The 24,250-nt window shown below is 62.9% G+C and carries 20 protein-coding genes; 12 read left to right on the top strand and 8 right to left on the bottom strand.

Going from position 1 to position 24,250, the window contains the following annotated elements:
- The first annotated feature begins 1 nt into the window (after position 1).
- The 9 genes from HXS65_RS15770 to HXS65_RS15730 all read left to right on the top strand — a co-directional run bounded on the left by HXS65_RS15770 (position 2) and on the right by HXS65_RS15730 (position 8,703).
- The gene (locus HXS65_RS15770) at positions 2-388 is read left to right on the top strand and encodes a sirohydrochlorin chelatase (RefSeq protein WP_084207753.1); all 387 of its coding nucleotides are present in this window, start codon (positions 2-4) and stop codon (positions 386-388) included.
- A 272-nt stretch (positions 389-660) separates the two neighbouring features.
- On the top strand, positions 661-1,572 hold the full coding sequence (locus HXS65_RS15765; protein ID WP_077373395.1) for a MerR family transcriptional regulator: 912 nt from the start codon (positions 661-663) through the stop codon (positions 1,570-1,572).
- 51 nt (positions 1,573-1,623) lie between these two features.
- Positions 1,624-3,174 carry a deoxyribodipyrimidine photo-lyase gene (gene phrB, locus HXS65_RS15760; protein ID WP_176494335.1) on the top strand — a complete coding sequence of 517 codons (1,551 nt, stop codon included), beginning with the start codon at positions 1,624-1,626 and terminating at the stop codon, positions 3,172-3,174.
- Between the two features lie 68 nt (positions 3,175-3,242).
- Positions 3,243-3,746, top strand: a complete 504-nt coding sequence (locus tag HXS65_RS15755; RefSeq protein ID WP_255304532.1) for a nuclear transport factor 2 family protein — start codon at positions 3,243-3,245, stop codon at positions 3,744-3,746.
- An 87-nt stretch (positions 3,747-3,833) separates the two neighbouring features.
- Positions 3,834-4,634 (top strand): SDR family oxidoreductase, encoded by an 801-nt coding sequence (locus HXS65_RS15750; RefSeq protein WP_084207751.1) that lies wholly within the window; start codon positions 3,834-3,836, stop codon positions 4,632-4,634.
- A 74-nt stretch (positions 4,635-4,708) separates the two neighbouring features.
- The gene (locus HXS65_RS15745) at positions 4,709-6,055 is read left to right on the top strand and encodes an NAD(P)/FAD-dependent oxidoreductase (protein WP_176494334.1); all 1,347 of its coding nucleotides are present in this window, start codon (positions 4,709-4,711) and stop codon (positions 6,053-6,055) included.
- Positions 6,052-6,882, top strand: coding sequence for a DUF1365 domain-containing protein (locus tag HXS65_RS15740; RefSeq protein WP_077373383.1), 831 nt, complete (start codon positions 6,052-6,054; stop codon positions 6,880-6,882). Before HXS65_RS15745 ends, HXS65_RS15740 begins: the two co-directional genes overlap by 4 nt.
- A gap of 10 nt (positions 6,883-6,892) precedes the next feature.
- Positions 6,893-8,176 (top strand): cyclopropane-fatty-acyl-phospholipid synthase family protein, encoded by a 1,284-nt coding sequence (locus HXS65_RS15735; protein WP_176494333.1) that lies wholly within the window; start codon positions 6,893-6,895, stop codon positions 8,174-8,176.
- A gap of 2 nt (positions 8,177-8,178) precedes the next feature.
- Entirely contained in the window at positions 8,179-8,703 is a 525-nt protein-coding gene (locus HXS65_RS15730; RefSeq protein WP_176494332.1) for a DUF2878 domain-containing protein, read from the top strand.
- 21 nt (positions 8,704-8,724) lie between these two features.
- Here HXS65_RS15730 and HXS65_RS15725 read toward each other — a convergent pair whose 3' ends face one another.
- Positions 8,725-10,563: a bifunctional diguanylate cyclase/phosphodiesterase gene (locus HXS65_RS15725; RefSeq protein WP_176494331.1), complete on the bottom strand. Its 1,839-nt coding sequence runs from the start codon at positions 10,561-10,563 to the stop codon at positions 8,725-8,727.
- A gap of 305 nt (positions 10,564-10,868) precedes the next feature.
- On the opposite strand from HXS65_RS15725, the gene fabA reads away from it, so the two are divergent.
- Positions 10,869-11,384: a 3-hydroxyacyl-[acyl-carrier-protein] dehydratase FabA gene (fabA, locus tag HXS65_RS15720; RefSeq protein ID WP_077373372.1), complete on the top strand. Its 516-nt coding sequence runs from the start codon at positions 10,869-10,871 to the stop codon at positions 11,382-11,384.
- Positions 11,385-11,397: 13 nt separating this feature from the next.
- Positions 11,398-12,615: a beta-ketoacyl-ACP synthase I gene (fabB, locus tag HXS65_RS15715; protein ID WP_077373369.1), complete on the top strand. Its 1,218-nt coding sequence runs from the start codon at positions 11,398-11,400 to the stop codon at positions 12,613-12,615.
- A 129-nt stretch (positions 12,616-12,744) separates the two neighbouring features.
- Here fabB and HXS65_RS15710 read toward each other — a convergent pair whose 3' ends face one another.
- The 5 genes from HXS65_RS15710 to HXS65_RS15690 form a co-directional block, all read right to left on the bottom strand.
- Entirely contained in the window at positions 12,745-13,464 is a 720-nt protein-coding gene (locus tag HXS65_RS15710; RefSeq protein WP_077373500.1) for a 1-acyl-sn-glycerol-3-phosphate acyltransferase, read from the bottom strand.
- Between the two features lie 60 nt (positions 13,465-13,524).
- On the bottom strand, positions 13,525-14,409 hold the full coding sequence (locus tag HXS65_RS15705) for a sugar nucleotide-binding protein (protein WP_077373366.1): 885 nt from the start codon (positions 14,407-14,409) through the stop codon (positions 13,525-13,527).
- 62 nt (positions 14,410-14,471) lie between these two features.
- On the bottom strand, positions 14,472-16,976 hold the full coding sequence (locus HXS65_RS15700; RefSeq protein WP_176494330.1) for a bifunctional diguanylate cyclase/phosphodiesterase: 2,505 nt from the start codon (positions 16,974-16,976) through the stop codon (positions 14,472-14,474).
- Between the two features lie 363 nt (positions 16,977-17,339).
- Complete coding sequence (locus tag HXS65_RS15695) at positions 17,340-17,981, bottom strand: single-stranded DNA-binding protein (protein WP_077373360.1); 642 nt, start codon at positions 17,979-17,981, stop codon at positions 17,340-17,342.
- Positions 17,982-18,068: 87 nt separating this feature from the next.
- Positions 18,069-19,484, bottom strand: coding sequence for an MFS transporter (locus tag HXS65_RS15690; RefSeq protein ID WP_077373357.1), 1,416 nt, complete (start codon positions 19,482-19,484; stop codon positions 18,069-18,071).
- Between the two features lie 205 nt (positions 19,485-19,689).
- On the opposite strand from HXS65_RS15690, the gene uvrA reads away from it, so the two are divergent.
- Positions 19,690-22,620, top strand: coding sequence for an excinuclease ABC subunit UvrA (gene uvrA, locus HXS65_RS15685; RefSeq protein WP_136939721.1), 2,931 nt, complete (start codon positions 19,690-19,692; stop codon positions 22,618-22,620).
- A 188-nt stretch (positions 22,621-22,808) separates the two neighbouring features.
- Here uvrA and rplQ read toward each other — a convergent pair whose 3' ends face one another.
- Together rplQ and HXS65_RS15675 are read right to left on the bottom strand one after the other, a co-directional pair.
- Positions 22,809-23,195 (bottom strand): 50S ribosomal protein L17, encoded by a 387-nt coding sequence (gene rplQ, locus HXS65_RS15680; RefSeq protein ID WP_065392559.1) that lies wholly within the window; start codon positions 23,193-23,195, stop codon positions 22,809-22,811.
- Positions 23,196-23,241: 46 nt separating this feature from the next.
- The gene (locus HXS65_RS15675) at positions 23,242-24,240 is read right to left on the bottom strand and encodes a DNA-directed RNA polymerase subunit alpha (RefSeq protein WP_065392560.1); all 999 of its coding nucleotides are present in this window, start codon (positions 24,238-24,240) and stop codon (positions 23,242-23,244) included.
- Between the last annotated feature and the right edge of the window lie 10 nt (positions 24,241-24,250).

Genomic DNA, 24,250 nt, shown 5'->3' with positions numbered 1-24,250 from the left:
CATGAGCAAGACGGAACACCAGGATGATGCCTTGATCCTGCTGGCGCATGGCTCGCGTGATCCACGCTGGCGCGAGCCCTTCGAGGCACTCGAGACCTCGCTCGCCAGTCGCCTGAAGCGCCCGACACGTCTGGCCTACATGGAGTTGTGTGACCCGCTGCTGACCGACACCATCGACGCCCTGGCGGCAGACGGTGCGGCGCGTATCGACATCCTGCCGCTGTTCTTTGCGGCGGGCCGCCATCTGCGCGAAGACGTCCCCGCCATGCTCGAGACATCCCGCCAGCAGCATCCGGATTGTCCGATCACGTTGCTGGACCCGGTGGGTGCCCATCCAGCGTTTGTCGAGGCCTTGATCGAGATTGTGGAGCAACAGGACAACGCATGATGACCCGATGACCCGAGAGAGACTGCGAACCGGAAAGGCTCTGCGATGCCACCTTCAGGCCTGCGCGTCGAATATGCGACGTGAATTGACGCGTGATGCCACTTGTCAGGCCGAGGCGGCTGCGCCATCCTGAGCCCCACATGTACAGCTAATGCACAAGATGCATTGCCGGCATCCCGCAGCGCTTCGAATGCTTCAGTTCCCACTTCTGTGCTTCGTTCCTCTTCGTGCTTCATCCGGGATGCCTCGTCACCGCAGAGGTAACACCATCCATGACTGACAAGGCCACGGAAACTGCCAGCTCGCCCCTGTTTCCGATCCGTGAAGTCTCACGCCTGACCGGCGTCAATTCGGTCACGTTGAGAGCCTGGGAGCGCCGCTACGGGTTGATCGAACCGCGCCGAACGCCCAAGGGACATCGCCTGTATGCCCGCGAGGACATCGAGCGCATCGAGCACATCCTGCAGTGGCTCAACAGGGGCGTGCCCGTCAGTCAGGTGCGAGAGCTGCTGGATCAGCCCCAGCCAGAGACGGCGCCGATGCCGGATGAAGGCAGCTGGGGCGGCCAGCAGCAACTGATCATGGCTGCCATCGACGCCCAGGACGAGTCTCGGCTGGCGGAGCTCTACAACCAGAGTCTGGCGCTGTATCCGGTCAACAGTGTGGTCGAACGCCTGTGGAAGCCGGTGGTCGAGCAGCTGGAGGAGCGTGGCACCACGACCTTCGGGGCCCGATTGGCACAATGTTTCCTCGAGAGCTTCCTGCGCTCACGTATCGGCGCCCGCCTGATGTTCGCGAATCAGGAGCGCCATGCCCCGCACATCACTCTGACGCGCCTGCCGGATGAACCGGGATTGAGCTGGCTGCTGCTGCTGGCGCTGGTCGCCAGCGATGCCGGTTATCACGTCAGCCTGCTGGATGGCCCGCTGCCCCTGGCCGAGCTGCCACTGGCCGCTGAGCGATTCCAGGCGCAGGCCGTGATCCTGGTCGGCACTCAGGCCGAGCGCAGCGATGTCATGCGCCGCCAGTTGCCGCGGGTGGCAGAACAACTCTCCGTGCCGTTGGCCATCGCTGGCCCGGCCGCCCAGATTCGCCAGCAGGAGCTGGTGGACGGGCCCCTGGAAGGTCTCGGGGCCGACCCCGTTCAAGCGGTGGTCCGCCTGAGGTCCTTGCTGGCTCGTTGATCCTCCCGAAGCTCCTGCGCGATGCACATTTTCGACCGCAAAGGAGCTTTCATGCCTGCCCCTTCTCCCACATCCCGCACTTCCACCGCCTCACGGTCTCCCGGTACGGACACCGAATCCGGGGCTGACTCCGATGCGAGCCGACAGCCTCTGCAGCTCGTGTGGCTGCGAAGCGACCTGCGCGTGCATGACAATACCGCCCTCTCGCAAGCGGCCGCACGCGGCCCGGTGGTGGCGGTGGTCATCCCCTGCTACGCCCAGTGGATGACCCATGGTCATGGTGCCAACAAGCTCGACTTCCTGCGTCGCGGTCTGCACGTCCTGCAGCAGGCACTCGCCGGCCATCACATCCCGCTCAAGGTCCTCGACTGCGACACCTTCGCGGAAGTACCCGAAGCGCTGGCCACGCTGTGCACGCAACTTGGCGTCCAGGCGCTGCACTTCAATGACGAGTACGCCGTCAATGAGCGCGAGCGCGACAGACTCGTCCGCGCGCGCCTGGCCGACAGCGACATCCGCCTGCATCGCTACACTGACATGCTCGCCTTCACGCCCGGCGAACTGCTGACCGGCAAGGGCGATTACTACGGCGTCTTCACGCCCTTCTCCAAGCGCTGGCACAAGGAGATCGACGCGCGGCGTCTGGCGCTCAATGAGGCTCCCGCGGTGCAGGATGCGCCCCGAGACGCCGAGGGACGCGAGATTTCAGGAGACGCCATTCCCGCGCTTCCCGACACGCTAAGCGTCGACGTGGAACATGGGCCGAGCGAGCCGCTGGAGGCGGAGCGATGGCCTGCCGGCGAGGATGCCGCTCAGGAGCGCCTGGAGCGCTTCATGACCTTCCGGGCGCGCCGCTACCACGAGCAGCGCGACCTGCCCGCCACGCGCGGCACCAGCGAACTGTCCCCCTATCTGGCGCTCGGCATGATCTCGGCTCGACAGTGCTACGCGGCGGTATTGGCGGAAAACGGCAGTCTCGCCGACGGTGATGTCGGCCTGACCACCTGGGTCAACGAGCTGATCTGGCGCGAGTTCTACCAGCACATCCTGGTCGGCTTTCCGCGCGTCAATCGCCACCGTCCCTTCCAGCGCCATACCGAAGCCCTGCAATGGCGCGATGATGACGCAGGCTTCGCCGCCTGGTGCGAAGGGCGTACCGGCTACCCCATCGTCGATGCCGCCATGCGCCAGCTGGTCGAGACCGGCTGGATGCACAATCGCCTGCGCATGGTGACGGCCATGTTCCTCACCAAGCACCTGTTGATCGACTGGCGCCGTGGTGAGGCCTACTTCCTGGCGCACCTGGTGGATGGTGAATTGGGGGCCAACAATGGCGGCTGGCAGTGGGCCGCCTCGACCGGCACCGATGCCGCGCCCTATTTCCGCATCTTCAACCCCACCACCCAGGGGCAACGCTTCGACAAGGACGGCGACTTCATCGCAAGCTTCGTGCCTGAGCTGGCCGACCTTCCCGCCAAGCGTCGTCACCAGCCCACGGCTGACGACTGCCATGCCTGTGGCTACCCGCGCCCGATCGTCGACCACAAGGCCGCCCGCCAGCGAGCCCTCGATGCCTTCAAGGCGCTCACCAGAAGCGAATGACCCTGCCAGGCGGCCTGCTGATCTCCAGCGGGCCGCTTTTTCATTGTCTCGACGTCAGGAGCACAGCCATGCAATCGCTGCCCCCCGAGATGAGCCCGGCGCTGGTTCGGGTCTGTCGCCTTTACGAAAAGCTGGACAAAACCTCTACAGAGCTGCTGAAATCAGTCTATAGTGACGATGTCGTTTTTCGCGATCCTCTGCACGAAGTTCAGGGCCTCGAAGCGCTCAACCAGTATTTCTCAGGGTTGTACACGAATGTCTCATCGATTGATTTCGTGTTTCATCATCCGCTGGGCCCGACTCGGCCAGAGCCGGCGGCCACGTCGCTTGAGGCACCGGACACGTGGGAGAGCGCGGAGCAGGGACTGGCATGGTTGAGCTGGACGATGACCTATCGCCATCCGCGCCTGAACGGCGGCAGCGATATCGTGGTGGAAGGTGCCTCACGCCTCGAATTCCGACACGGCAAGGTATGTCGGCACCGTGACTTCTTCGATGCCGGCGAGCTGCTCTACGAGCAGGTGCCGTTGCTGGGCAAGGTGATCAGGCTGCTCAAGCGACGCATGGACTGATGTGCCCCCAGGCACGCAGATGACATCCCCCCACCGACAGTCAAGCGGTGCGCTCATCGCGACAGGCGAACACGCCAAGGAGAGAGAATGCCCAGTCAAGCCAGGCCCCCAGCCACGACACGCAAGCGCATCTGGTTGACCGGTGCCAGCTCCGGGATCGGTGAAGGACTGGCGCGTCGCCTGCTGGCCGATGGGCATCGTGTCGTGCTGAGCGCACGCTCCACCGACAAGCTGAAGGCCATCGCGGCCGACGCCGAACAAGGCCCCGGTGATGCACTGGTGATCACGCTGGATCTCACCGACCGTGATGCCATCCGCACGGCTGCACGACAGATCGAGGAAGACTTCGGTGGACTCGACCTGATGCTCCTCAACGCAGGTACCTGCGAATATCTGGATGCACGTGATTTCGAGGCCGATCTGGTTCACCGAGTCTTCGCCACCAATTTCCAGGCAGCCGTGGATGTGATCGAGAGCGCGCTGCCCCTGCTTCGCACGGCTGCCGCGCAGGGGGGAGAGCGGCCACAGCTGGCGGCGGTGTCGAGTGCCTCGGCCTACCTGCCGCTGCCACGCGCCGAAGCCTATGGGGCTTCCAAGGCTGCAGTGAGCTACTTCCTCGAGTCGCTGCGGCTGGACCTGGATGCTCAGGGGATCGATGTCAGCGTGATTCATCCGGGCTTCGTCAAGACACCGCTGACCGAGCGCAATGACTTCCCGATGCCGATGCAGGTCACGGTCGATCAGGCCGTCGAGGCGATCGTGTCAGGGCTGGCGCGTCACCGGCTCGATATCCACTTCCCCAGGCGCTTCACGCTGCTGGTGAAGCTGCTGGGCATTCTACCGCCGACATTGCGCCGCCAGATCGGACTGCGCATGACGCGAGATTGACCGACATCAGGCAGGCGGATGCCTGCCACGAACAGCATGTTTCTTGATCGCAGGTCTTCCTTCTCTGGAGTGGCATGAATACAACGACGTCACAGGCAACAGCTCCTCTTCCCCGCCAGCGGATCGCCGTCATCGGCAGCGGCATCAGCGGCATGGCAGCGGCCTACTACCTCAGTCGTCACCACGAGGTGCATGTCTTCGAGTCGGCCGAGCGTCTCGGCGGCCATACTGCGACCATGGACGTGCAGACAGTCGATGGCAGCGAATGGGCCATCGATACCGGATTCATCGTCTTCAACGACCGCACCTATCCCCACTTCCAGCGCCTGCTGGAGCGTCTCGATGTCGCCTACCAGCCCACCGAGATGAGCTTCTCGGTACACACCACCGCCGAGGACTTCGAGTACAACGGCCATACGCTGCTGTCGTTGTTCGCCCAGAAACGCAACCTGCTGCGTCCGCGCTTCTATCGACTGCTGCGTGACATCCTGCGCTTCAATCAGCAGGCCGCGGCGGACCTGGACAGCGGCAGGCTCGCCGAGGACGCGACCCTGGGCAGCTATCTCGACGCCAACGGCTACTCGCAGGTGTTTCGTGAGCATTATCTGCTGCCGATGGGCGCGGCGATCTGGTCCGCCAGCATCGCGGACATCGAGCGCTTCCCGCTGCAGTTCTTCGTGCGCTTCTTCCGCCATCACGGCCTGCTGTCGATCAACGATCGTCCCCAGTGGTTCACGCTGATCGGTGGGTCACGCAGCTACATCGCCCCACTGACCGAGGGCTATGCCGAGCGCATTCACCTCAACAGCGAGATCCGCCAGATACGGCGCGATGTCGACGGCGTGACACTGGAGCACGTCGATGGGCGCTGCGAACGCTTCGATCAGGTGGTGCTGGCCTGTCATGCGCCTCAGGCACTGGCTCTGCTGAAAGACGCCAGCGCCTGTGAGCAGGACGTGCTCTCGGCGATCACGACCCAGCGCAATGACGTGGTGATGCACACCGACACCTCCCTGCTGCCCAGGCGCCGTGAGGCCTGGGCGAGCTGGAACTACCGTCTCGATGGCCGGGATGACGCCCAGCGAGCCAGCGTCACCTACGACATGAACATCCTGCAGCGCCTCGATGAGCGCGACTATCCGCCTCGAGAGACCTTCTGCATCACGCTCAACGACAGCGATGCCATCGACCCCGCCCTCGTACTGGGCCGTTACGCCTATGATCACCCGCGCTTCACGCTTGAGGCCGAGGCCGCCAAGCAGCGCTTCATGGAGATCTCCGGTGTCTCGCCGCGGCCCGGTGGCCCGGTGGGACGCACCCATTTCTGTGGTGCCTGGTGGCGCAACGGCTTCCATGAAGATGGCGTGTGGAGTGCATTGCGCGTCGCCGAGGCACTGGGTGCCCGCGAGGCAGACGATTGAAGGCGCCCGCCAGCCGTATCGGCTACGGCACGCTGCGCCATCGTCGCCATGCGCCGCGCCAGCATGCCTTTCGCTATCGCGTCGCGATGGCGTGGCTGGCGCTGGATGAGCTGCCGGACCTGATGGCAGGCCGGCGTCTGGCAAGCGCCAGCCGGGCGGCACCGCTGGCCTTTCGCGAGCGCGACCATCTCCCGGCAGCCCTGCACGGTCTGACGGATGGTCCATTGATCGAGCGTGTCCATGAGGCTTGTCGACGCGAGCTCGCCATGGCGGGCGATCATGCGCCCCTGCCGCAAGGCCGCATCTTCCTGCTGACCCAGCTGCGGCATTTCGGGGTGGGCTTCAACCCGATCCGACTCTATTACCTCTACCACGCGACGGGCCAGCTGGGCGCCGTGCTCGGTGAGGTGACCAACATTCCCTGGGGCGAGCGTGTGCTGTATGCCTCGCGCACCGATTCGCGACGGCGCATGCATTCGGCGCATTTCGACAAGCGCCTGCATGTCTCTCCCTTCATGCCGATGGGCATGCGCTATCACTGGCGCTTCAATGACCCCAGCAACGATGAGCTCCTGTTGCACATGGAAAATCATCCACTGGGCGAGGAAGTGACACGCAAGCCCGGGGAATCACTCTTCGATGCCAGTCTGAGCCTGCATCTGGAACCTGCGACTCCACGCGCCATGACCCGCCTGCTGCTGCGCTTCCCGTGGATGACGCTCAAGACCGTGGCAGGCATCCATTACGAGGCGCTGCGTCTGGCGCTCAAGCGCGTGCCGATCTTCGATCATCCGCGCCCTCAGCCAGAGACTCGGCATCCGTCATGAGGACATCACCATGAGCCAGTTTGAACCCGTTCCCCCCAGTCCGGTGGCAATCCCCCGTCACGATGACCGCCTGACCCGCCTGCTGCGCCCTCGGCTGCTGCGCATGCTCGACAGACTCGAGGGCGGCAGCCTGACCGTGCTGGAAGGTCGTGAGCGCCATGTACTGGGGCAAGGGGGACCACGTGACATCACGCTGCGCATCCACGATTCGCGCGCCTGGCGGCGCATGGCACTGGGGGGCACCGTCGCGGCGGCGGAAGCCTACATGGATGGTCAGTGGGAGACGGATGATCTGGTGGGGCTGGTACGTCTGTTCGCCTTCAATCTGGAACAGGTCAATGACTCGGTGGACAGCGGGACCTCGCGCCTTTCCAAGTGGGCGCTGAGTGTCGCCTACGCGCTGGCGCGCAATACCCTGGCGGGCTCGAAGCGCAATATCTCGGCGCACTACGATCTTGGCAACGACCTCTTCGCGCTGTTCCTCGATCGCGAGCACCGCATGTACTCCGCGGCGGTCTTTCCGCATCCCCAGGCAGACCTCGAGGAAGCCTCGACGCACAAGCTGGAGCGACTGTTCGACCTGCTGGAGCTGGGACCACAGCATCATCTGCTGGAGATCGGTACCGGCTGGGGCGGCCTTGCCATCCATGCTGCCCGAACGCGCGGCTGTCACGTGACCACCACTACCATCTCCGATGAGCAGCATGCCTACACGGCGGCACGCATCGCCGAGGAAGGACTGGAAGATCGCATCACGCTGCTCAAGCAGGATTATCGTGCCCTCGAGGGCCGCTTCGACCGTATCGTCTCGGTGGAGATGATCGAGGCGGTCGGGCATCAGTATCTGCCGACCTACCTGAAGACTCTCGAGCGACTCCTCAAGCCCGAAGGCCTGATCGCCCTGCAGGCCATCACGATCCGTGATCAGCGTTTCGCGGCCGCCAGCCGCGAGATGGATTTCATCAAGCGCTACATCTTCCCGGGCGGCTTCCTGCCCTCACATGGCGCCATACTGGGTGCCATGCAACGTGATACCCAGCTGAACCTGCTGACACTCGAGGATATCGGCCTGCATTACGCGGCCACGCTCAAGGCGTGGGGGCAGCGTTTCGAGGCACGCCTCGACGATGTCTATGCACAGGGGTATGACGAACGCTTCGTGCGGATGTGGCGCTACTACCTGGCCTACTGTGAAGGGGGCTTCCGGGAGCGCACCATCGGCACCTGTCAGCTGCTGCTGGGAGGCCCGGGCGCGCGCCCGGTGCAGATGGGACTCAAGGACTGGAACGCCTGAACGTGCTCTCTCCACGCATCACCCCACTGCTGAATGCCGGGCTGTTTCAGCTTGGCTGGTTCAGTTGCGTGCTGGGGGGCGCCTGGGGCGCACTGCTGGTCACCCCGCTCATTCTGGCCGCGCATCTGGGCTGGGTCGTCCCACAGGCCCGGCGCGTACGAGAGCTGCGATGGCTGGGGGGCTTTCTGGCACTGGGCATGGTGGTGGACGGCGGCCTGACCCTGGCCGGTGGCTACTCGCTGCCAGCCACCGCGCCGGACTGGACACACTGGCTGCCGCTGCCCGTGTGGATGTGGTGCCTGTGGCCGCTGTTCGCCAGTACCGTACATCATGCATTGCACTGGCTATGGCAGCGCCCATGGCTCGCCGCCATCGGCGGGGCGACAAGCGCGCCCCTGTCCTATTACGGCGGCGCTCAGCTCGCTGACGTCACGCTCGCCGATTGGCTGTTGCCGGCACAGGCCCTCATCTGGGGCGGGCTATGCCTGGCCATCTCGCGCTGGAAGCTGGCCCAGCCAGGCACATGATGTCCGTGCATCGAGGCGGCTTCAGGCCATGGCCATGGACAACTGGCCGGATTCATAGCCATTGAGGCGCTCGATGACGTCCGCCGCCGGCGCGGGACGGGAGAAGTAGAAGCCCTGAATCCAGCCACAACCGTGCGATACCAGGTACTCACGCTGCTCTGCCGTCTCGACACCCTCCGCGATCATCTCCATGCCCAGCCCCTTGGCCATCGCCAATACCGCCATGGTGATGGCCGCATCGGAGCGCTCCCCCGGCAAGCTGCGAATGAAGGCCCGATCCAGCTTGAGCTTGTCCACTGGCAGATCCTTCAGATAGGACAGCGACGAATAGCCGGTCCCGAAATCATCCACCGCGATCTGGTGGCCTCTGCTGCGCAGGGTCGCCAGCCGGCGCGAGATGTCACCGGCGCGCTCATCCAGCAACACCGATTCGGTCAATTCCAGGCCGATACTGTCCGCCGGCACGTCATACTCCAGCAGCAGCGCGGCCAGCGAGGCCTCGAAATTGCCCTGTATCAGCTGCAGTGCCGAGACATTCACCCAGATGCACAGGCGGTGTCCCGCACGTCGCCAGTTCGCCTGCTGCTGCACGGCCTCGCGCAGCACCCAGTTGCCCAGTGTCAGCATCAGGCCATGGCGCTCGGCCAGCGGGACGAAGTCAGCAGGCGACACCGGCCCACGCAATGGATGCTGCCAGCGCAGCAGCGCCTCGACACTGCTCACCTTGCCGGTACTGGCCTGATGCTGACACTGGTAGTGCAGCTGCAACTGGCCATGGCTCTCGAGCGCTGCCCGTAGATCGTTGGCCAGTCCCAACTGGAGATCGGCACCGGAGTCCAGCGCCGGCTGGAAGCGCATGTCGATATTGCGACCGTGGCGCTTGGCGGCGTAGAGCGCGCTTTCCAGGCGCTGCATCACCACTTCGGGATCACGCCCGTCCTCCGGTGCACGACAGCTGCCGATCGAGAGCGCCAGGTGGAGAATCTGATCGTCCACTTCCAGTGGCTGGGTCAGCGTCGAGCGCAGCTCTTCGATCCACTCACCGTGGTCTCCCCCCGCCGTGGTTCGCAGAATCACGAACTCGTCACCGCCGATGCGTCCTGCGACACCGCCGCGTGCCAGCTCCGTGAGGCGCCGCGCGAACAGCTTGAGCAGACGGTCTCCCCCCTCGGTGCCCAGCGAGTCGTTGATGCTCTTGAGGGCGTCGATGTCGATCAGCGCCAGGTCCAGGGCTTCCCCGGCCCGCAAGCTGCCCAGACGACTCACCATCAGGTCACTCAGACGACGTCGATTGGGCAGGCCGGTCAGAGTGTCCTCCAGCCCGATGCGCTGCAGGTCTTCCTCCCGCGCCTTATGGCGCGAGATATCCGAGAACAGCGCGATGTGGAACACCTCTCCCGCGCGCTCCATGCGTCGCGCCCTCAGCCACTCAGGGTACTCATCGCCCTGCTTGCGCCGGTTCCAGACCTCGCCCTCCCAATAGCCATGCACCGCCAGGGCCTGCCAATAGCGGCGATAGAAGTCCTCGTCATGGCGGCCCGAGGACAGCAGGGAAGGGTTGCGCCCGATGATCTCCTCCGGCGCGTAGCCGGTGATCCGACTGAAGGCGGCATTCACCGCCAATACCTTGTTCTGACTATCACTGATCAGGAGTCCATCGCTGCTGAGGTGCACGGCCGCCTCCAGCAACTCGCGCCGCAGATGCAGTCGGCGCATCAACCGCAGGATGTCCGCGCCTGCCAGGGTGACCGGTATCAGCGCGCACAGTCGCAGTTCGAGGCCTGGCAGCCACGGCATCAGGCACAGAGCAATGACTCCCCCCCAGATGAGGGGGCGATTGAAGGAAGCATTCGGCCACATACCGGACCCTCGGTCGAGATGACGATATCCACTACACGGTTTCATCATGCAAATGGCCACTTCACAGCCAGGCTGGCCCGCGCACCAATGCTGCCCATTCTCCACGGAAATGTCATGCCAGCCCGCTGACACCCATCGTCTTATCGACTGGCACGCCAAAAGCTGAAGCAGATATTTGCACCGCCCCATGGTGCCCTTTAGTCTGCCCCCCACGTGCATTCAGTGGGGCCAGCCATTAGACTAGCCCCATTCGGGCGTTGTTACGCCCCGTACGGCATAACCATCCCGCTACTCGGAATGACTCAGTGACCAAGCAACACTCCTTTACTCGCGACGAGCTGCTGGCCTGCGGCCAGGGCGAACTCTTCGGCCCGGGCAATGCGCAACTGCCTGCTCCCAACATGCTGATGCTGGATCGCATCACTCACATCAGTGAGGAAGGCGGTAGCCACGGCAAGGGGCAGTTGATCGCTGAGCTCGATATCACTCCGGACCTGTGGTTCTTCGACTGCCACTTCCCGGGCGATCCGGTCATGCCGGGCTGCCTGGGCCTCGATGCCATGTGGCAACTGGTCGGATTCCACCTCGGCTGGCTTGGCAACCCGGGCCGCGGTCGTGCGCTGGGCTGCGGAGAAGTGAAATTCTCCGGTCAGGTCCTGCCGACCGCCAAGAAGGTGACCTACACCATCAACATCAAGCGGGTCATCACTCGCAAGCTGATCCTCGGCATCGCCGATGGCACAGTCACCGTTGATGGCCGCGACATCTATCAGGCCAACGACCTGCGCGTCGGTCTGTTCACCTCCACTGCGAACTTCTGAACGGGAGGCTCCCATGCGTAGAGTGGTAGTCACCGGGCTGGGCATTGTTTCCTGCCTGGGCAATGATCGCCAGCAGGTCCTGGAATCCCTCCAAGAGGGACGTTCCGGTATCCGCCGCAAAGAGGAATACGCCGAGCTTGGCTTCCGCAGCCAGGTCGCGGGCGTAGTCGACATCAACCTCGAAGACCATATCGATCGCAAGCAACTGCGCTTCATGGGAGATGCCGCGGCGTATGCCTACATCTCCATGGAGCAGGCGATCGCTGATTCCGGCCTGAGCCCGGAGCAGGTCTCCAACGAGCGTACCGGCCTGATCGCCGGTTCCGGTGGCGCATCTTCCGCCAACCAGGTCGAGGCCGCTGACATCATGCGTGCCAAGGGCCTGCGCCGCGTCGGACCGTACCGCGTCACCCGCACCATGGGCTCCACCGTCTCCGCGTGCCTGGCCACGCCGTTCAAGATCAAGGGCATCAACTACTCGATCTCCTCGGCCTGTGCGACATCGGCTCACTGCATCGGCAGCGCTGTCGAGCAGATCCAGCTGAACAAGCAGGACGTGGTCTTCGCTGGCGGCGGTGAAGAAGAACACTGGACACTGTCCTGCCTGTTCGATGCCATGGGCGCGCTCTCCACCAGTTACAACGACTCGCCGGAAACCGCGTCTCGTCCGTACGACACCACCCGTGACGGCTTCGTCATCGCTGGCGGTGGCGGCATGCTGGTACTGGAAGAGCTGGAGCATGCCAAGGCACGTGGCGCCAAGATCTACGCCGAAGTGACAGGCTACGGCGCAACGTCAGACGGCCACGACATGGTGGCACCGTCCGGTGAAGGCGCCGCACGCTGCATGCGTCAGGCGATGGCAACCGTGAATGGCAAGATCGACTACATCAACACTCACGGCACCTCGACGCCAGTGGGTGATGTCGCCGAACTCAAGGCCATCCAGGAAGTCTTCGGTGCGGACAGCCCGGCGATGAGCTCCACCAAGTCGCTGACCGGCCACTCTCTGGGCGCCACTGGCGTGCAGGAAGCCATCTACTCGCTGCTGATGATGGAGAACGACTTCATTGCCGCCTCCGCCAACGTCAGCGAACTGGATGAACGCGCCGACGGCCTCGATATCGTCACCACTCGCCGTGATGGCGTGAAGATCGAGCGTGTGCTCTCCAACAGCTTCGGCTTCGGTGGCACCAACGCCTGTCTGATCCTGGAGCGCTTCCAGGACTGAGATCATGAATCTCTGACCGGTGATGCATGACACGAAAAGGCCGCCCCATGGGGCGGCCTTTTTGCTGGTAGCGAGCTATCGGCTGGCTTTCACATCACTTCACCGCCCGACTTCCTCCAATCGGAGCGCTCAGACGCCCACGCTGTCTGCCGGTGCCTTTTCCTCGAGTGGCGGACGTGGAGTGCGGGATATCCGCTGCAAGGTGTCTTCCACCCACCCCTCGACATCCGCGATCACCGCATCCGGCTTGCGGCCGGTGGTCTCGATCGCAGGCCCGAAGACGACATGCAGGGTGCCAGAACGCTTGATCCAGCTGTCATTGGGCCAGATCTCGCCTGCATTGTGGGCCACCGGGACGACCGGCACTCCAGCACGACAGGCAATCGCGGCACCTGACTTATTGAATTTCTTGCGCGTCCCCGGTGCCAGGCGCGTCCCTTCCGGGAAGATCAGCACCGTGAAGCCATCCTTGAGCCGCTGCGTTCCCACGCTCAACACCTGCTTGAGCGCCTTGGCGGGCTGCTTGCGGTCCAGCGGAATCGGCTCAAGCAGCTTGAGCCCCCAACCGAAGACGGGAATCTTGAGCAACTCCTGCTTGAGCACGGTGCACAGCGGCCGCTTGACCACCTGCAGATAGATGGTTTCCCACTCACTCTGGTGGTTGGAGAGCAGAACGCATGCCCCTTCGGGCAGCTGCTCACGTCCGCTGACCTCTACCCTGACGCCACAGGTGAGACGGAACCACCAGAGCACAAGGTGGTTGTAACTATGCAGAACGCGATAACGTGCCTTGAGCGGCAAGCAGGCTGCCACGGGTACCAGCACCAGGGCACTGAGCAGCAACGCCATGAAATAACCGAAGTAAAACAACACACTACGCAGTGCATTCACAGTAAAGATCTCCGCACGTCAGACATCCTCTTGAGGTGAGGTCACCGGGGTGCGCTGTGCCACCCAATCGTCCAGCAGGCGGGACAGCTCCAGCCGCCAGGGTTTCTGATGCACCCCGAAGGTCTCCAGCACTCGTCGACAGTTGAGCACTCGGCGCAGCGGAGTTCCCGAGTTGAGCGTCAACGCCTTGATCGGGCCGGGTGATACCTCCTCCCCGATCCCCTCGAGCCGAGTGATCAGCTGAGTCCGCACCACGCTGATGAAGGCGTAACTGCTGACAGGCTCGGTACCCGCCAGATGATAGGCGCCCCAGGAACCCGCACCGCAACGTTGCTGTTGCAGCATGCCGACCAGCGCCATGGCCACGGCGTCGACACTGGTCGGGCACAGGATGACGTCTTCCGCAGCCCGGACTTCCTGACCCGCGAGCAACGACTCGATCAGCGTCGGCAGCCAGGCATCACGGCCATCGGGGCCGAACAACGGCCCGAGACGCACGATCAGATGGCTCGGCAATTCGGCGCGGATACGGTCGCCCGTGGCGATGACCCGACGCAATGCCGTATCGATGGGGGATGGCACCTCTTCCTCATCGAGCAAGCCTTCCCCGCCCTGCTCGAACATCTGGTCCGCCACGCACCACACCAGCGGCGTGTCTGTCTCGACACAGGCCGCCAGCACGGCTTCCACGTGCTCGGCATGCGCCGTGACGTCTGCCGGTGCCGAGTCCGCAGGACTGACGAAGGGAGGCACGATCACCACGTCCGCGCGATGCGAGCGAATATCACTGGCGTCGATACGCACGGCATCGAGCACTTGAAGCTCGAGATCCGTACGGGTGTTGGCCACTCGGGCCAGGCCGAGGCTCAGGCAATGCCCGGCATCCAGCAGCAAGAGTTTCACAGGCACACTCCGGCAAACAGACGCATCGGCACGAAGCGTGCCGATGCAAAGGCGACATTCTATCAACCTTGCAGGCTGGCTGCAGGCCCGTTGTCGCGCCGGGGACCAGAAGTGAGCAGCACCCCTCCCAGCGGCTGGGGGCGACCGATACCATAGCCCTGAACGAGATCGACACCGATCTGCTCAAGTGCCGGCAGCAAGTCACGTCGCTCCACGTATTCGGCGATGGTGACGATGCCCATCTGGGCACAGATGCGGCAGATGGCCGAGACGATGGCAGCGTCCAGGCTGTCACGGGTCAGATTGCGCACGAAGGCGCCATCGATCTTGAGCTGATTGACGGGCAACTCCTTGAGATAGGCGAAAGAGGACATTCCGCTGCCGAAATCGTCCAGCGAGAAGCTGCAGCCAAGGCGACGAATGCCACGAATGAATTCGCGTGCTTGCGCCAGATTGCTGATGGCGGCCGTCTCGGTGATCTCGAAGCACAATCGCTCAGGCGCCACGCCACTCTCCTCGATCATGGTGATCAGCTGATCGCGCAATGGCATGTCACTCAGGCTTTGCCCCGAGAGGTTGATGGCCAGGATGGCGTCTTCTTCAATGCGCCCGTCATTGGATTTCAGTACCTGCAGCGCTTCAGTGACGACCCAGACATCAATGGCAGGCATCAGCCCGAAGCGCTCGGCAGTGCCCATGAAGTGGGCCGGGGTCATATGCTCGCCCTCGGCATTGACGTAGCGCAGCAATACTTCGTAGTAAGGCCCACTGGAAGGGCGGCACAACGATTCAATCGGCTGGATATAGAGCGTGAAGAAGCGTTTCTCCAGCGCTTCCTGCAACAGAGGCAACCATTGGAGCTCGCGCTGGGCACGCTCGAGCCCGGCATCTTCCTCATGATAGGCATGCACCTGGTTGCGACCATTCTGCTTGGCCATGTAACAGGCCGCGTCGGCCTGACGCAGCACTTCCGTGGCCGGTGCACTCCCCGTGATGGACGCCAGGCCGATGCTGACACCCAGCTGGAACTGACGCCCATCCTCGAGATAACGATAATCCGCGATGGTCGAGCAGAGTCTCGAGGCGCGCTCCAGTGCCTGTTCACGATTGCATCGGTAGAGGATGACCGCGAATTCATCGCCTCCCAGACGGGCGAGCACATCAGAATCCCGGATCTGCTCGCGCATCAGATGCGCAATCTCGCGCAGCACGGTATCCCCCGCCGCATGACCGCAGGTGTCGTTGATGACCTTGAAGAAGTCGAGATCCAGATACAGCAATTGATGCAGATCGCCGTCTTCCAGCGAGGCCCCCAGAGCATCATCGAAGGCACTGCGGTTCTGCAGCCCCGTCAGGCTGTCATGATGGGCCTGGAAATCGAGCCGACGAATCATCGCCTGGCGATAACTGATGTCACGGAAGACCAGCACGGCACCTTCCACCTCATCATTGCGAGCGCGTACCGGAGACGCCTTGAGCTCTATCGCACACTCACTGCCATCCCTGGCGACCAGCAGGGTCTGGTTCGCCATGTGCACGACCTCCCCGCGGCTGAGCACGACATCCAGGTGGGTATCCATCATGTGGAGCGAACCCTCATGGCGCAATTGCAGAATGCGCGCCCAGGGGCGGCCCCGGGCCAGCGCGGGATCCCAGCCACACAATTCTGCCGCGATGGGATTGATGTGGCGGATCATTCCCTCCCGATCAAGGCTGATCACCCCTTCATCGATGGAATCCAGCATCACGGTTACCTGATCCCGTTCGTGACGCAATTCCCGGGTGCGGTACTCCAGCAGACCGCTCAACCGCGCCCGATAGTGTCGACTGCGCCGCACACGACTTTCTGCCTTCAGCGCCAGCAACGTCAGTCCCAGCACGGCCAGTGAGGCAACCCCGAGTATCACTGCCAGCCAGACATGCTGCCCTTCCCCCGAACGAAGCGGGGGAGCCGGCATCACCGAGTCAGGCACCACTTCCATCGCCGCCATGCCCAGATAGTGCATCCCTGCGATCGCTCCCCCCATCAGCAACGCAGCAAGGGCCTGATAACTGCGACGCGGGCGGCGTTGATGCAGAAAGAGCCCTCCAAGCCACAGCGCAGCCGTCGAGGCGATGACGGCCACCAGAATCGACAGTCCCAACAACGGGGCATCGTAGCGATACGCCATCGGCATCTGCATCGCCGCCATGCCGAGATAGTGCATCGAAGCGATCCCGCCCCCCATCACCGCCCCGCTGCCAAACAGCCATGGCAGCGTCAAGCGCGACAGCGTGTTGGCCCACAGCGCCAGTCCGGAAGAGAGCACGGCCACCATCATCGAGAGTAGCGTCAAGCCCCACTCATAGGTGACCGACGTACCGATGTCATAGGCCAGCATGCCGATGAAATGCATTGACCAGATGCCCAGGCCCATCGCCAGAGCCCCACCCAGCAGCCACCCCAGGCGACTGGCACGCGACACCGACAGCGCGACCTGCCGAATCAGCTGCAAGGCAGCATGAGATGCCAGTACCGCGACCAGAATGGAAAGCAATACCAGTGAGGGGGAATAGCTACCATGCATGAATGACCTCAATCATCGGGGGCCTGCCAAGGGGAACGAGCTGAAAGTGGACATACACTTGAAACGATAGTTTACCTGCAAGGTACGGAACTGCCTGATTTTTTCCTCCACGCTCAGTGTCCTCAAGCGAGACGACAGCGTAATGGCCCGATCATCGGACTCGGGGCATACCCCCTTACGCTCGCAGAGCGACTTTGGATGTATCGGCCGATATCCTGGCAGATGGAGGGGGATGCCTGAAAACCTCCCCGCCCTCTCACGCAGTACCCTCGATACCTCGAGAGGTTTCCTTTGCCTCCAGAAACGAAAAACCCCCGCAGAGCGGGGGTTCGAGGCAATATGGATAGACCATGGAGCTGATGATCAGAACGGAATCTCATCATCGAAATCGTCAAAGCTGCCAGCCGGCGGCGCGCCGAAATTGTTGTTCTGCGAGTTCTGCTGAGGAGGCTGGTGAGCGGGCTGCTGAGCCGGAGGCGGAGTGTGCGGCGCCGGCGGCTGACCACCGAAGTTGCCACCCTGCTGCGGTGCCGGCGGCTGGCCGCCGAACTGGCCACCCTGCTGCGGAGCTGCCGCGGCCTGCTGCTGACCACCATACTGACCACCTTGCTGAGGTGCCTGCTGGGGACGACCGCCGCCACTGAAGCCGCCACCGCCGCCGCCTTCACCACGGGTATCCAGCATCTGCATGTCATTGGCGACGATTTCGGTGCTGTAGCGGTCGTTGCCGTTCTGATCCTGCCACTTGCGCGTCTGCAGACGACCTTCGATATAGAGGCGTGAGCCTTTCTTGACGTATTGCTGAGCGATTTCCGCCAGCTTGTTGAACATCACCACACGGTGCCATTCGGTACGTTCCTGACGCTGACCGCTCTGACGGTCATTCCAGGTATCCGTGGTGGCGAGGTTGAGGTTGCACACCGCACTACCGGACGGAGTGAAACGGACTTCCGGATCCTGACCGAGATTACCGATCAGAATGACCTTGTTTACGCCGCGAGCCATGAAGATTACTCCTGAAAATAGACCGGTGCACATCAGGCACCGGCGAAGGTATCGAGTGCACTGACAGTGATCTGCCAGTGTCAAGGTTCAGCTGGCAGGTGCCTCGGCACCTGCCGGAGTTTCGCCATCACGCTGGCGAGTGAAAGTCGCCAGCGCCTTGTCATCCAGTGTATCGCGTGTGACCTTCAGATAGGCGACCTGTTCCTCACGCACGACCAGAGCTTCTTCCACGCCGGCAATGGCCAGCAGGCGCGTCTGCAACTCGACGGCCGGAAGCCTCGCGGCTTCTGGCGACAGGCCGACCACTTCACTGCCAAGATGTCGCGGCGGCTGCATGTTCCAGACTACGGCCAGCCACAGCAGCGCCAGCAACCCCATGCCGAAGAAGACGCCACTCAGTCCGAACTGGCCCGTCAGCCAGCCGCCGCCGACACCCCCCACGAAGGCACCGAGGAACTGGCTGGTCGAATACACCCCCATCGCGGTGCCCTTGGCACCGGCCGGCGCCAGCTTGGAGATCATCGACGGCAAGGTGGCTTCCAGCAGATTGAAGGCCACGAAGAACAGCCACAGCAGGCCAAGGAAGGGCACGAGACCTGCGTGCTCGATGCCATCCACCCCCAGCAGCAACAGGCTTGTCGCGATGGTCGCCACGGCGCCCAGGAAGACCGGCTTCATGCGGCGGTACTTCTCGGCCACGATGACCAGCGGAAGCATGGCGACAAACGCCAGGCCCATCAAGGGCAGATAGACCCAGCCATGATGGGCGGGCGCGATGCCGAAGTTGACCAGCTGCTGCGGAATGGCCACGAAACAGGCCGTGAGGATCATGTGCAGCGCAAAGATCGACACATCCATGCGCAACAATGCGGAATTCGCAAGAATGCCCTTGAGCTGGCGACGATCAAGCCCCACATCTTGATGCTGACGCCTGGGTGCAGCAGGCACCAGTTTCCAGAGTACGAACACGCTCGCCACGGCCATGATGGCCGTCAGCCAGAAGACGCCCGAAAGTCCGAACGCATCCGCGGCCAGGGGTCCCGCGACCATCGCCAGCGCGAAGGCGACGCCGATCGACATGCCGATGGAGGCCATCGCCATCGTGCGCACCTCCTCTCGCGTCTGATCGGCCAGCAGCGCCATGATCGCACCTGCCACGGCACCGCTGCCCTGCAGGCAACGACCAAGGATGATCATCTCGATGCTGTCGGCATTTGCCGCGACCAACGAGCCAAGGATGAACAGCCCGAGTCCGAAGCCGATCACGGCCTTGCGCCCGAGGCGATCGGACAACCAGCCGAAGGGGATCTGCAGCAGTGCCTGGGTCAGGCCATACCCGCCCAACGCGACGCCGACCAGCGTCGGCGTCGCGCCAGCCAGATCACGGGTGTAGAGCGCCAGCACCGGCAACACCATGAACAGCCCGAGCATGCGGGTGGCATACAGGCTGGCAAGGCCGACGATGGCGCGACGTTCCGGCGCTAGCAGTCGAGAGGTCTTCATGGATGGCGGCGGGCTCCGGAGCAGGACAGTCAAGAAAGGGAGGCCGACCACGCGGGTCGCCAGAGAGTAGACTCCATGGGTGCTGATCACCGATGGACTGCACATTCTAAGGCTCGCCTGTCGGCTTTGAAAGCATGCAGCCTTTGCCGGGCGTTTCGCCCGCGCCTTATAATCGTTGCTTTTATCGACGCAGCCCGAGGTGGCAATGGACAGGATTCAGGTCAGGGGTGCGCGCACCCACAACCTCAAGAACATCGATGTCGAACTGCCGCGTGACAAGCTGATCGTGGTGACCGGGCTCTCCGGTTCCGGCAAGTCGTCACTTGCCTTTGACACACTCTATGCCGAGGGACAGCGGCGCTACGTCGAATCACTGTCCACCTATGCTCGCCAGTTTCTGTCGATGATGGAAAAACCGGATATCGACCACATCGAGGGTCTGTCACCGGCGATTTCCATCGAGCAGAAATCGACATCGCACAACCCCCGCTCCACCGTCGGTACCATTACCGAGATCTACGACTACCTGCGCCTTCTGTACGCTCGCGCCGGTACGCCGCGTTGCCCGGACCACGACATCGATCTGGAAGCCCAGACCATCTCGCAGATGGTCGATCAGGCGCTGGCCCTGCCCGAGGGCAGCAAACTGATGCTGCTGGCACCGGTAGTCAGCGGGCGCAAGGGCGAGCACCTGCAACTGCTTTCCGAGCTGCGCGCCCAGGGCTTCGTCCGCGCGCGTATCGATGGCCTCATCGTCGAGCTGGATGACCTCAAGCCGCTGGAGAAGAACAAGAAGCATGATATCGACGTCGTCGTCGATCGCTTCAAGGTGCGCGAGGACCTCAAGCAGCGTCTGGCCGAGTCCTTCGAGACCGCACTGAACCTGGCCGATGGCAGCGCACGGCTGCACTTCATGGACGGCGAACAGGAAGACCTGGTGTTCTCCTCGCGCTTCGCCTGCCCGGTGTGTGGCTATGCCCTGGCCGAGCTGGAGCCACGCCTGTTCTCCTTCAACAACCCGGCTGGCGCCTGCCCGACCTGTGACGGTCTCGGGGTGAAGCAATACTTCGACCCGGAGAAGCTGATCAGCCATCCGGAGCTGTCGCTGGCCGAAGGCGTGATCAAGGGCTGGGACCGTCGCAGCGTCTATTACTTCAGCCAGCTGCAGGCCGTCGCCGAGCACTATGGTTTCGCTCTGGAAGCCGCCTGGGAATCGCTCAGTGATGAAGCGCGTGATGCCGTGCTCAATGGCAGCGGACGTGAGGATATCGCGTTCAGCTACGTCAATGACCGCGGCCGCAAGGTGACGCGCGAACATCCCTTCGAGGGCGTACTGCCCAACATGGAGCGGCGCTACCGTGAGACCGAATCCAACATGGTGCGCGAGGATCTCGCCCGCTATCTGGCCGTTCAACCCTGCCCGAGCTGCGATGGCTCGCGTCTGCGCCGCGAGGCACGCAATGTCTACGTCGACAATCGCACCCTCGCCGAGGTCGTGCGCCAGCCGATCGGCGAAGCGTGGGAAGAGTTCGGCAAGCTGAGCCTGCCCGGGCGCAAGGGCGAGATCGCTGCCAAGATCGTCAACGAGATCCAGGCGCGCCTCGAGTTCCTCGTCAATGTCGGCCTCGACTATCTGACGCTGGAGCGCAGCGCCGACACCCTTTCCGGGGGTGAGGCACAGCGCATCCGTCTTGCCAGCCAGATCGGCGCCGGCCTGGTCGGCGTGATGTACATCCTCGATGAGCCCTCCATCGGCCTGCATCAGCGTGACAATGATCGCCTGCTCAAGACACTGATTCACCTGCGTGATCTGGGCAACACCGTGATCGTGGTCGAGCATGATGAAGATGCCATCCGTGCCGCGGACCACGTACTCGATATCGGCCCCGGGGCTGGCGTGCACGGCGGCGAGATCGTCGCCCAGGGCACCCCGGCGCAGATCGAGGCGACGCCCGGCTCATTGACCGGACAGTACCTGAGTGGCGAGCGTGAGATCGCCGTGCCGCCGTATCGCCTGCCCGCCAATCCCGAAAAGGTGCTGCGCCTGACAGGTGCCACCGGCAACAACCTGCAAAACGTGACGCTGACGCTGCCGACAGGCCTGCTGACCTGCATCACCGGCGTCTCCGGCTCAGGCAAGTCGACACTGATCAACGCCACGCTGATGCCGCTGGCCGCACGTGAGCTCAATCGTGCGACCACGCTGACCCCGGCGCCCTACGGCAAGATCGAGGGGCTGGATCTGTTCGACAAGATGGTGGACATCGATCAGAGCCCCATCGGGCGTACACCTCGCTCCAACCCCGCCACCTATACCGGGATCTTCACGCCGATCCGCGAGCTGTTCTCCGGGACCCAGGAAGCGCGCGCCCGCGGCTACAAGCCGGGCCGCTTCAGCTTCAACGTCAAGGGTGGGCGCTGCGAAGCCTGTCAGGGCGACGGCCTGATCAAGGTCGAGATGCACTTCCTGCCTGACATGTACGTGCCCTGCGATGTCTGCAAGGGCAAGCGCTACAACCGTGAGACGCTCGAGGTCCAGTACAAGGGCAAGAACATCCATGAAGTGCTGGAGATGACCATCGAGGAGGCACTGGAGTTCTTCTCGCCGGTGCCCGCCATCGCGCGTCGACTGCAGACACTGATGGATGTCGGCCTGTCCTATGTCCGCCTCGGTCAGAGCGCGACCACGCTCTCCGGCGGGGAAGCCCAACGCGTCAAGCTGGCGCGCGAGCTGGCCAAGCGGGACACCGGCAAGACGCTCTACATCCTCGATGAGCCGACCACCGGCCTGCACTTCGAGGATATCCGACAACTGCTGGTGGTCCTTCACCGCCTGCGCGATCACGGCAACACCGTCGTCGTCATCGAGCACAACCTAGATGTGATCAAGACCGCTGACTGGTTGATCGATCTGGGGCCGGAAGGCGGCTCAGGCGGGGGCCAGATCATCGCCGAGGGGACACCGGAGCAACTGGCAACGCAGGAGGTCTCGCATACCGGTCGCTTCCTGGCACCGCTGCTGAAGCGCCAGAGAGCCTCCAACGCCAAGACAGGCGCTCAAGACACGTCAGCGGACAGCAAGCCGTCCAATGGCGGAAAGCCCGGCAGCAAGAAGAAGGCAGAAACCAGCAACTGACCTTCGTCAGGTGCCCCAGCGACACCCCTGACTCCTTCGTACCGTTTCCTTGCGGAACGTGACGAGTCAGGGCTTGCCCATGACGCCTGGCCGCATGGGCTGCCCAACCGACAGGCCTGTCTATCAGGCATAAAAAAAGGCCAACCCCGAAGGGTTGGCCTTTTCTTGTGGACGAAGCAAGCCGAAGCTTACTCTTCGCCCGCTGCCTCGGAGGCAGCCGGACGATCGACCAGCTCGACGAATGCCATCGGGGCATTGTCACCGGCACGATAGCCACACTTCAGGATGCGCAGGTAACCGCCCGGACGGGTGGTGTAGCGCGGGCCGAGCTCATTGAAGAGCTTGCCGACCGCTTCCTTGGAACCGGTACGAGAGAACGCCAAACGACGGTTCGCAACGGAATCCTGCTTGGCCAGGGTGATCAGCGGCTCGATATGACGACGCAGTTCCTTGGCTTTCGGCAGGGTAGTCTTGATGACTTCGTGCTCTACCAGAGAGATGCACATGTTCTTGAACATGGCTTCACGGTGAGAGCTGGTACGGTTCAGGTGACGACCACTCTTACGATGACGCATGGTTGTGATTCCTTACCAGTCTGGGGCTTGAGCCGACCGGGCTTCCTTAAGCGGAAGCCTTGTCGTCCTTCAGGCTTGCGGGCGGCCAGTTTTCCAACCGCATGCCGAGGGACAGACCACGCGCGGACAGCACGTCCTTGATTTCATTCAAGGACTTCTTGCCGAGATTCGGGGTCTTCAGCAGCTCAACTTCGGTGCGCTGAATGAGATCACCGATGTAATAGATATTCTCGGCCTTGAGACAGTTCGCACTGCGAACGGTCAGCTCAAGATCGTCTACGGGACGGAGAAGGATCGGATCGATTTGATCTTCCTCTTCTTCGACTTCCTGTTCCTTGTCTGCTTCCAGATCAACGAAGGCGGCCAGCTGCTCCTGCAAGATGGTTGCGGAGCGGCGGATCGCTTCTTCCGGATCCAGCGTGCCGTCGGTTTCCAGGTCAATCACCAGCTTGTCAAGGTTGGTGCGCTGTTCAACACGCGCCGCCTCGACAGCATAGGAGACCCGGCGAACCGGCGTGAAGGTCGCATCCAGCTGGAGACGGCCAATGGCACGTGATTCGTCATCTGCAGAGAGACGCGCGTCAGCCGGTTCGTAGCCGCGGCCACGAGCGATCTTGAGTTGCATCTTCAGCTCGCCACCATCATTCAGGTGAGCGATGACGTGATCCGGATTCACGATTTCGAGATCATGGTCACCGGCGATGTCGCCAGCAGTCACGATGCCCGGGCCCTTCTTGTTCAGCGCCAGCACAGCTTCGTCGCGACCATGCATCTTGATGGCCACGTCCTTGAGGTTCAGCAGGATTTCGATGACATCCTCCTGTACCCCTTCAATGGCGCTGTACTCGTGCAGAACGCCTTCGATCTCAGCTTCCACGACGGCACAGCCGGGCATGGAAGACAGCAGGATGCGACGCAGAGCATTCCCCAGGGTGTGGCCGAAACCACGCTCGAAGGGCTCGAGGACGATCCGCGCATGATGGGCGCTGACTTCCTCGACCTTGATATCGCGAGGACGGAGAAACTCTGTCACTGAGCGCTGCATAAGAACACCT

It is taken from the genome of Cobetia sp. 5-25-4-2, from assembly GCF_013374075.1.
Lineage (GTDB): Bacteria > Pseudomonadota > Gammaproteobacteria > Pseudomonadales > Halomonadaceae > Cobetia > Cobetia marina.
Note: the sequence above shows the minus strand (reverse complement) of the source record. Positions and strands in the feature narration are given on the sequence as shown.

Coding starts and splice junctions, on each gene's coding strand:
- HXS65_RS15770 (WP_084207753.1), top strand. CDS start 2: ATGAGCAAGACGGAACACCAGGATGATGCCTTGATCCTGCTGGCGCAT.
- HXS65_RS15765 (WP_077373395.1), top strand. CDS start 661: ATGACTGACAAGGCCACGGAAACTGCCAGCTCGCCCCTGTTTCCGATC.
- phrB (WP_176494335.1), top strand. CDS start 1,624: ATGCCTGCCCCTTCTCCCACATCCCGCACTTCCACCGCCTCACGGTCT.
- HXS65_RS15755 (WP_255304532.1), top strand. CDS start 3,243: ATGCAATCGCTGCCCCCCGAGATGAGCCCGGCGCTGGTTCGGGTCTGT.
- HXS65_RS15750 (WP_084207751.1), top strand. CDS start 3,834: ATGCCCAGTCAAGCCAGGCCCCCAGCCACGACACGCAAGCGCATCTGG.
- HXS65_RS15745 (WP_176494334.1), top strand. CDS start 4,709: ATGAATACAACGACGTCACAGGCAACAGCTCCTCTTCCCCGCCAGCGG.
- HXS65_RS15735 (WP_176494333.1), top strand. CDS start 6,893: ATGAGCCAGTTTGAACCCGTTCCCCCCAGTCCGGTGGCAATCCCCCGT.
- HXS65_RS15725 (WP_176494331.1), bottom strand. CDS start 10,563: ATGTGGCCGAATGCTTCCTTCAATCGCCCCCTCATCTGGGGGGGAGTC.
- fabB (WP_077373369.1), top strand. CDS start 11,398: ATGCGTAGAGTGGTAGTCACCGGGCTGGGCATTGTTTCCTGCCTGGGC.
- HXS65_RS15710 (WP_077373500.1), bottom strand. CDS start 13,464: ATGGCGTTGCTGCTCAGTGCCCTGGTGCTGGTACCCGTGGCAGCCTGC.
- HXS65_RS15700 (WP_176494330.1), bottom strand. CDS start 16,976: ATGCATGGTAGCTATTCCCCCTCACTGGTATTGCTTTCCATTCTGGTC.
- HXS65_RS15695 (WP_077373360.1), bottom strand. CDS start 17,981: ATGGCTCGCGGCGTAAACAAGGTCATTCTGATCGGTAATCTCGGTCAG.
- HXS65_RS15690 (WP_077373357.1), bottom strand. CDS start 19,484: ATGAAGACCTCTCGACTGCTAGCGCCGGAACGTCGCGCCATCGTCGGC.
- uvrA (WP_136939721.1), top strand. CDS start 19,690: ATGGACAGGATTCAGGTCAGGGGTGCGCGCACCCACAACCTCAAGAAC.
- rplQ (WP_065392559.1), bottom strand. CDS start 23,195: ATGCGTCATCGTAAGAGTGGTCGTCACCTGAACCGTACCAGCTCTCAC.
- HXS65_RS15675 (WP_065392560.1), bottom strand. CDS start 24,240: ATGCAGCGCTCAGTGACAGAGTTTCTCCGTCCTCGCGATATCAAGGTC.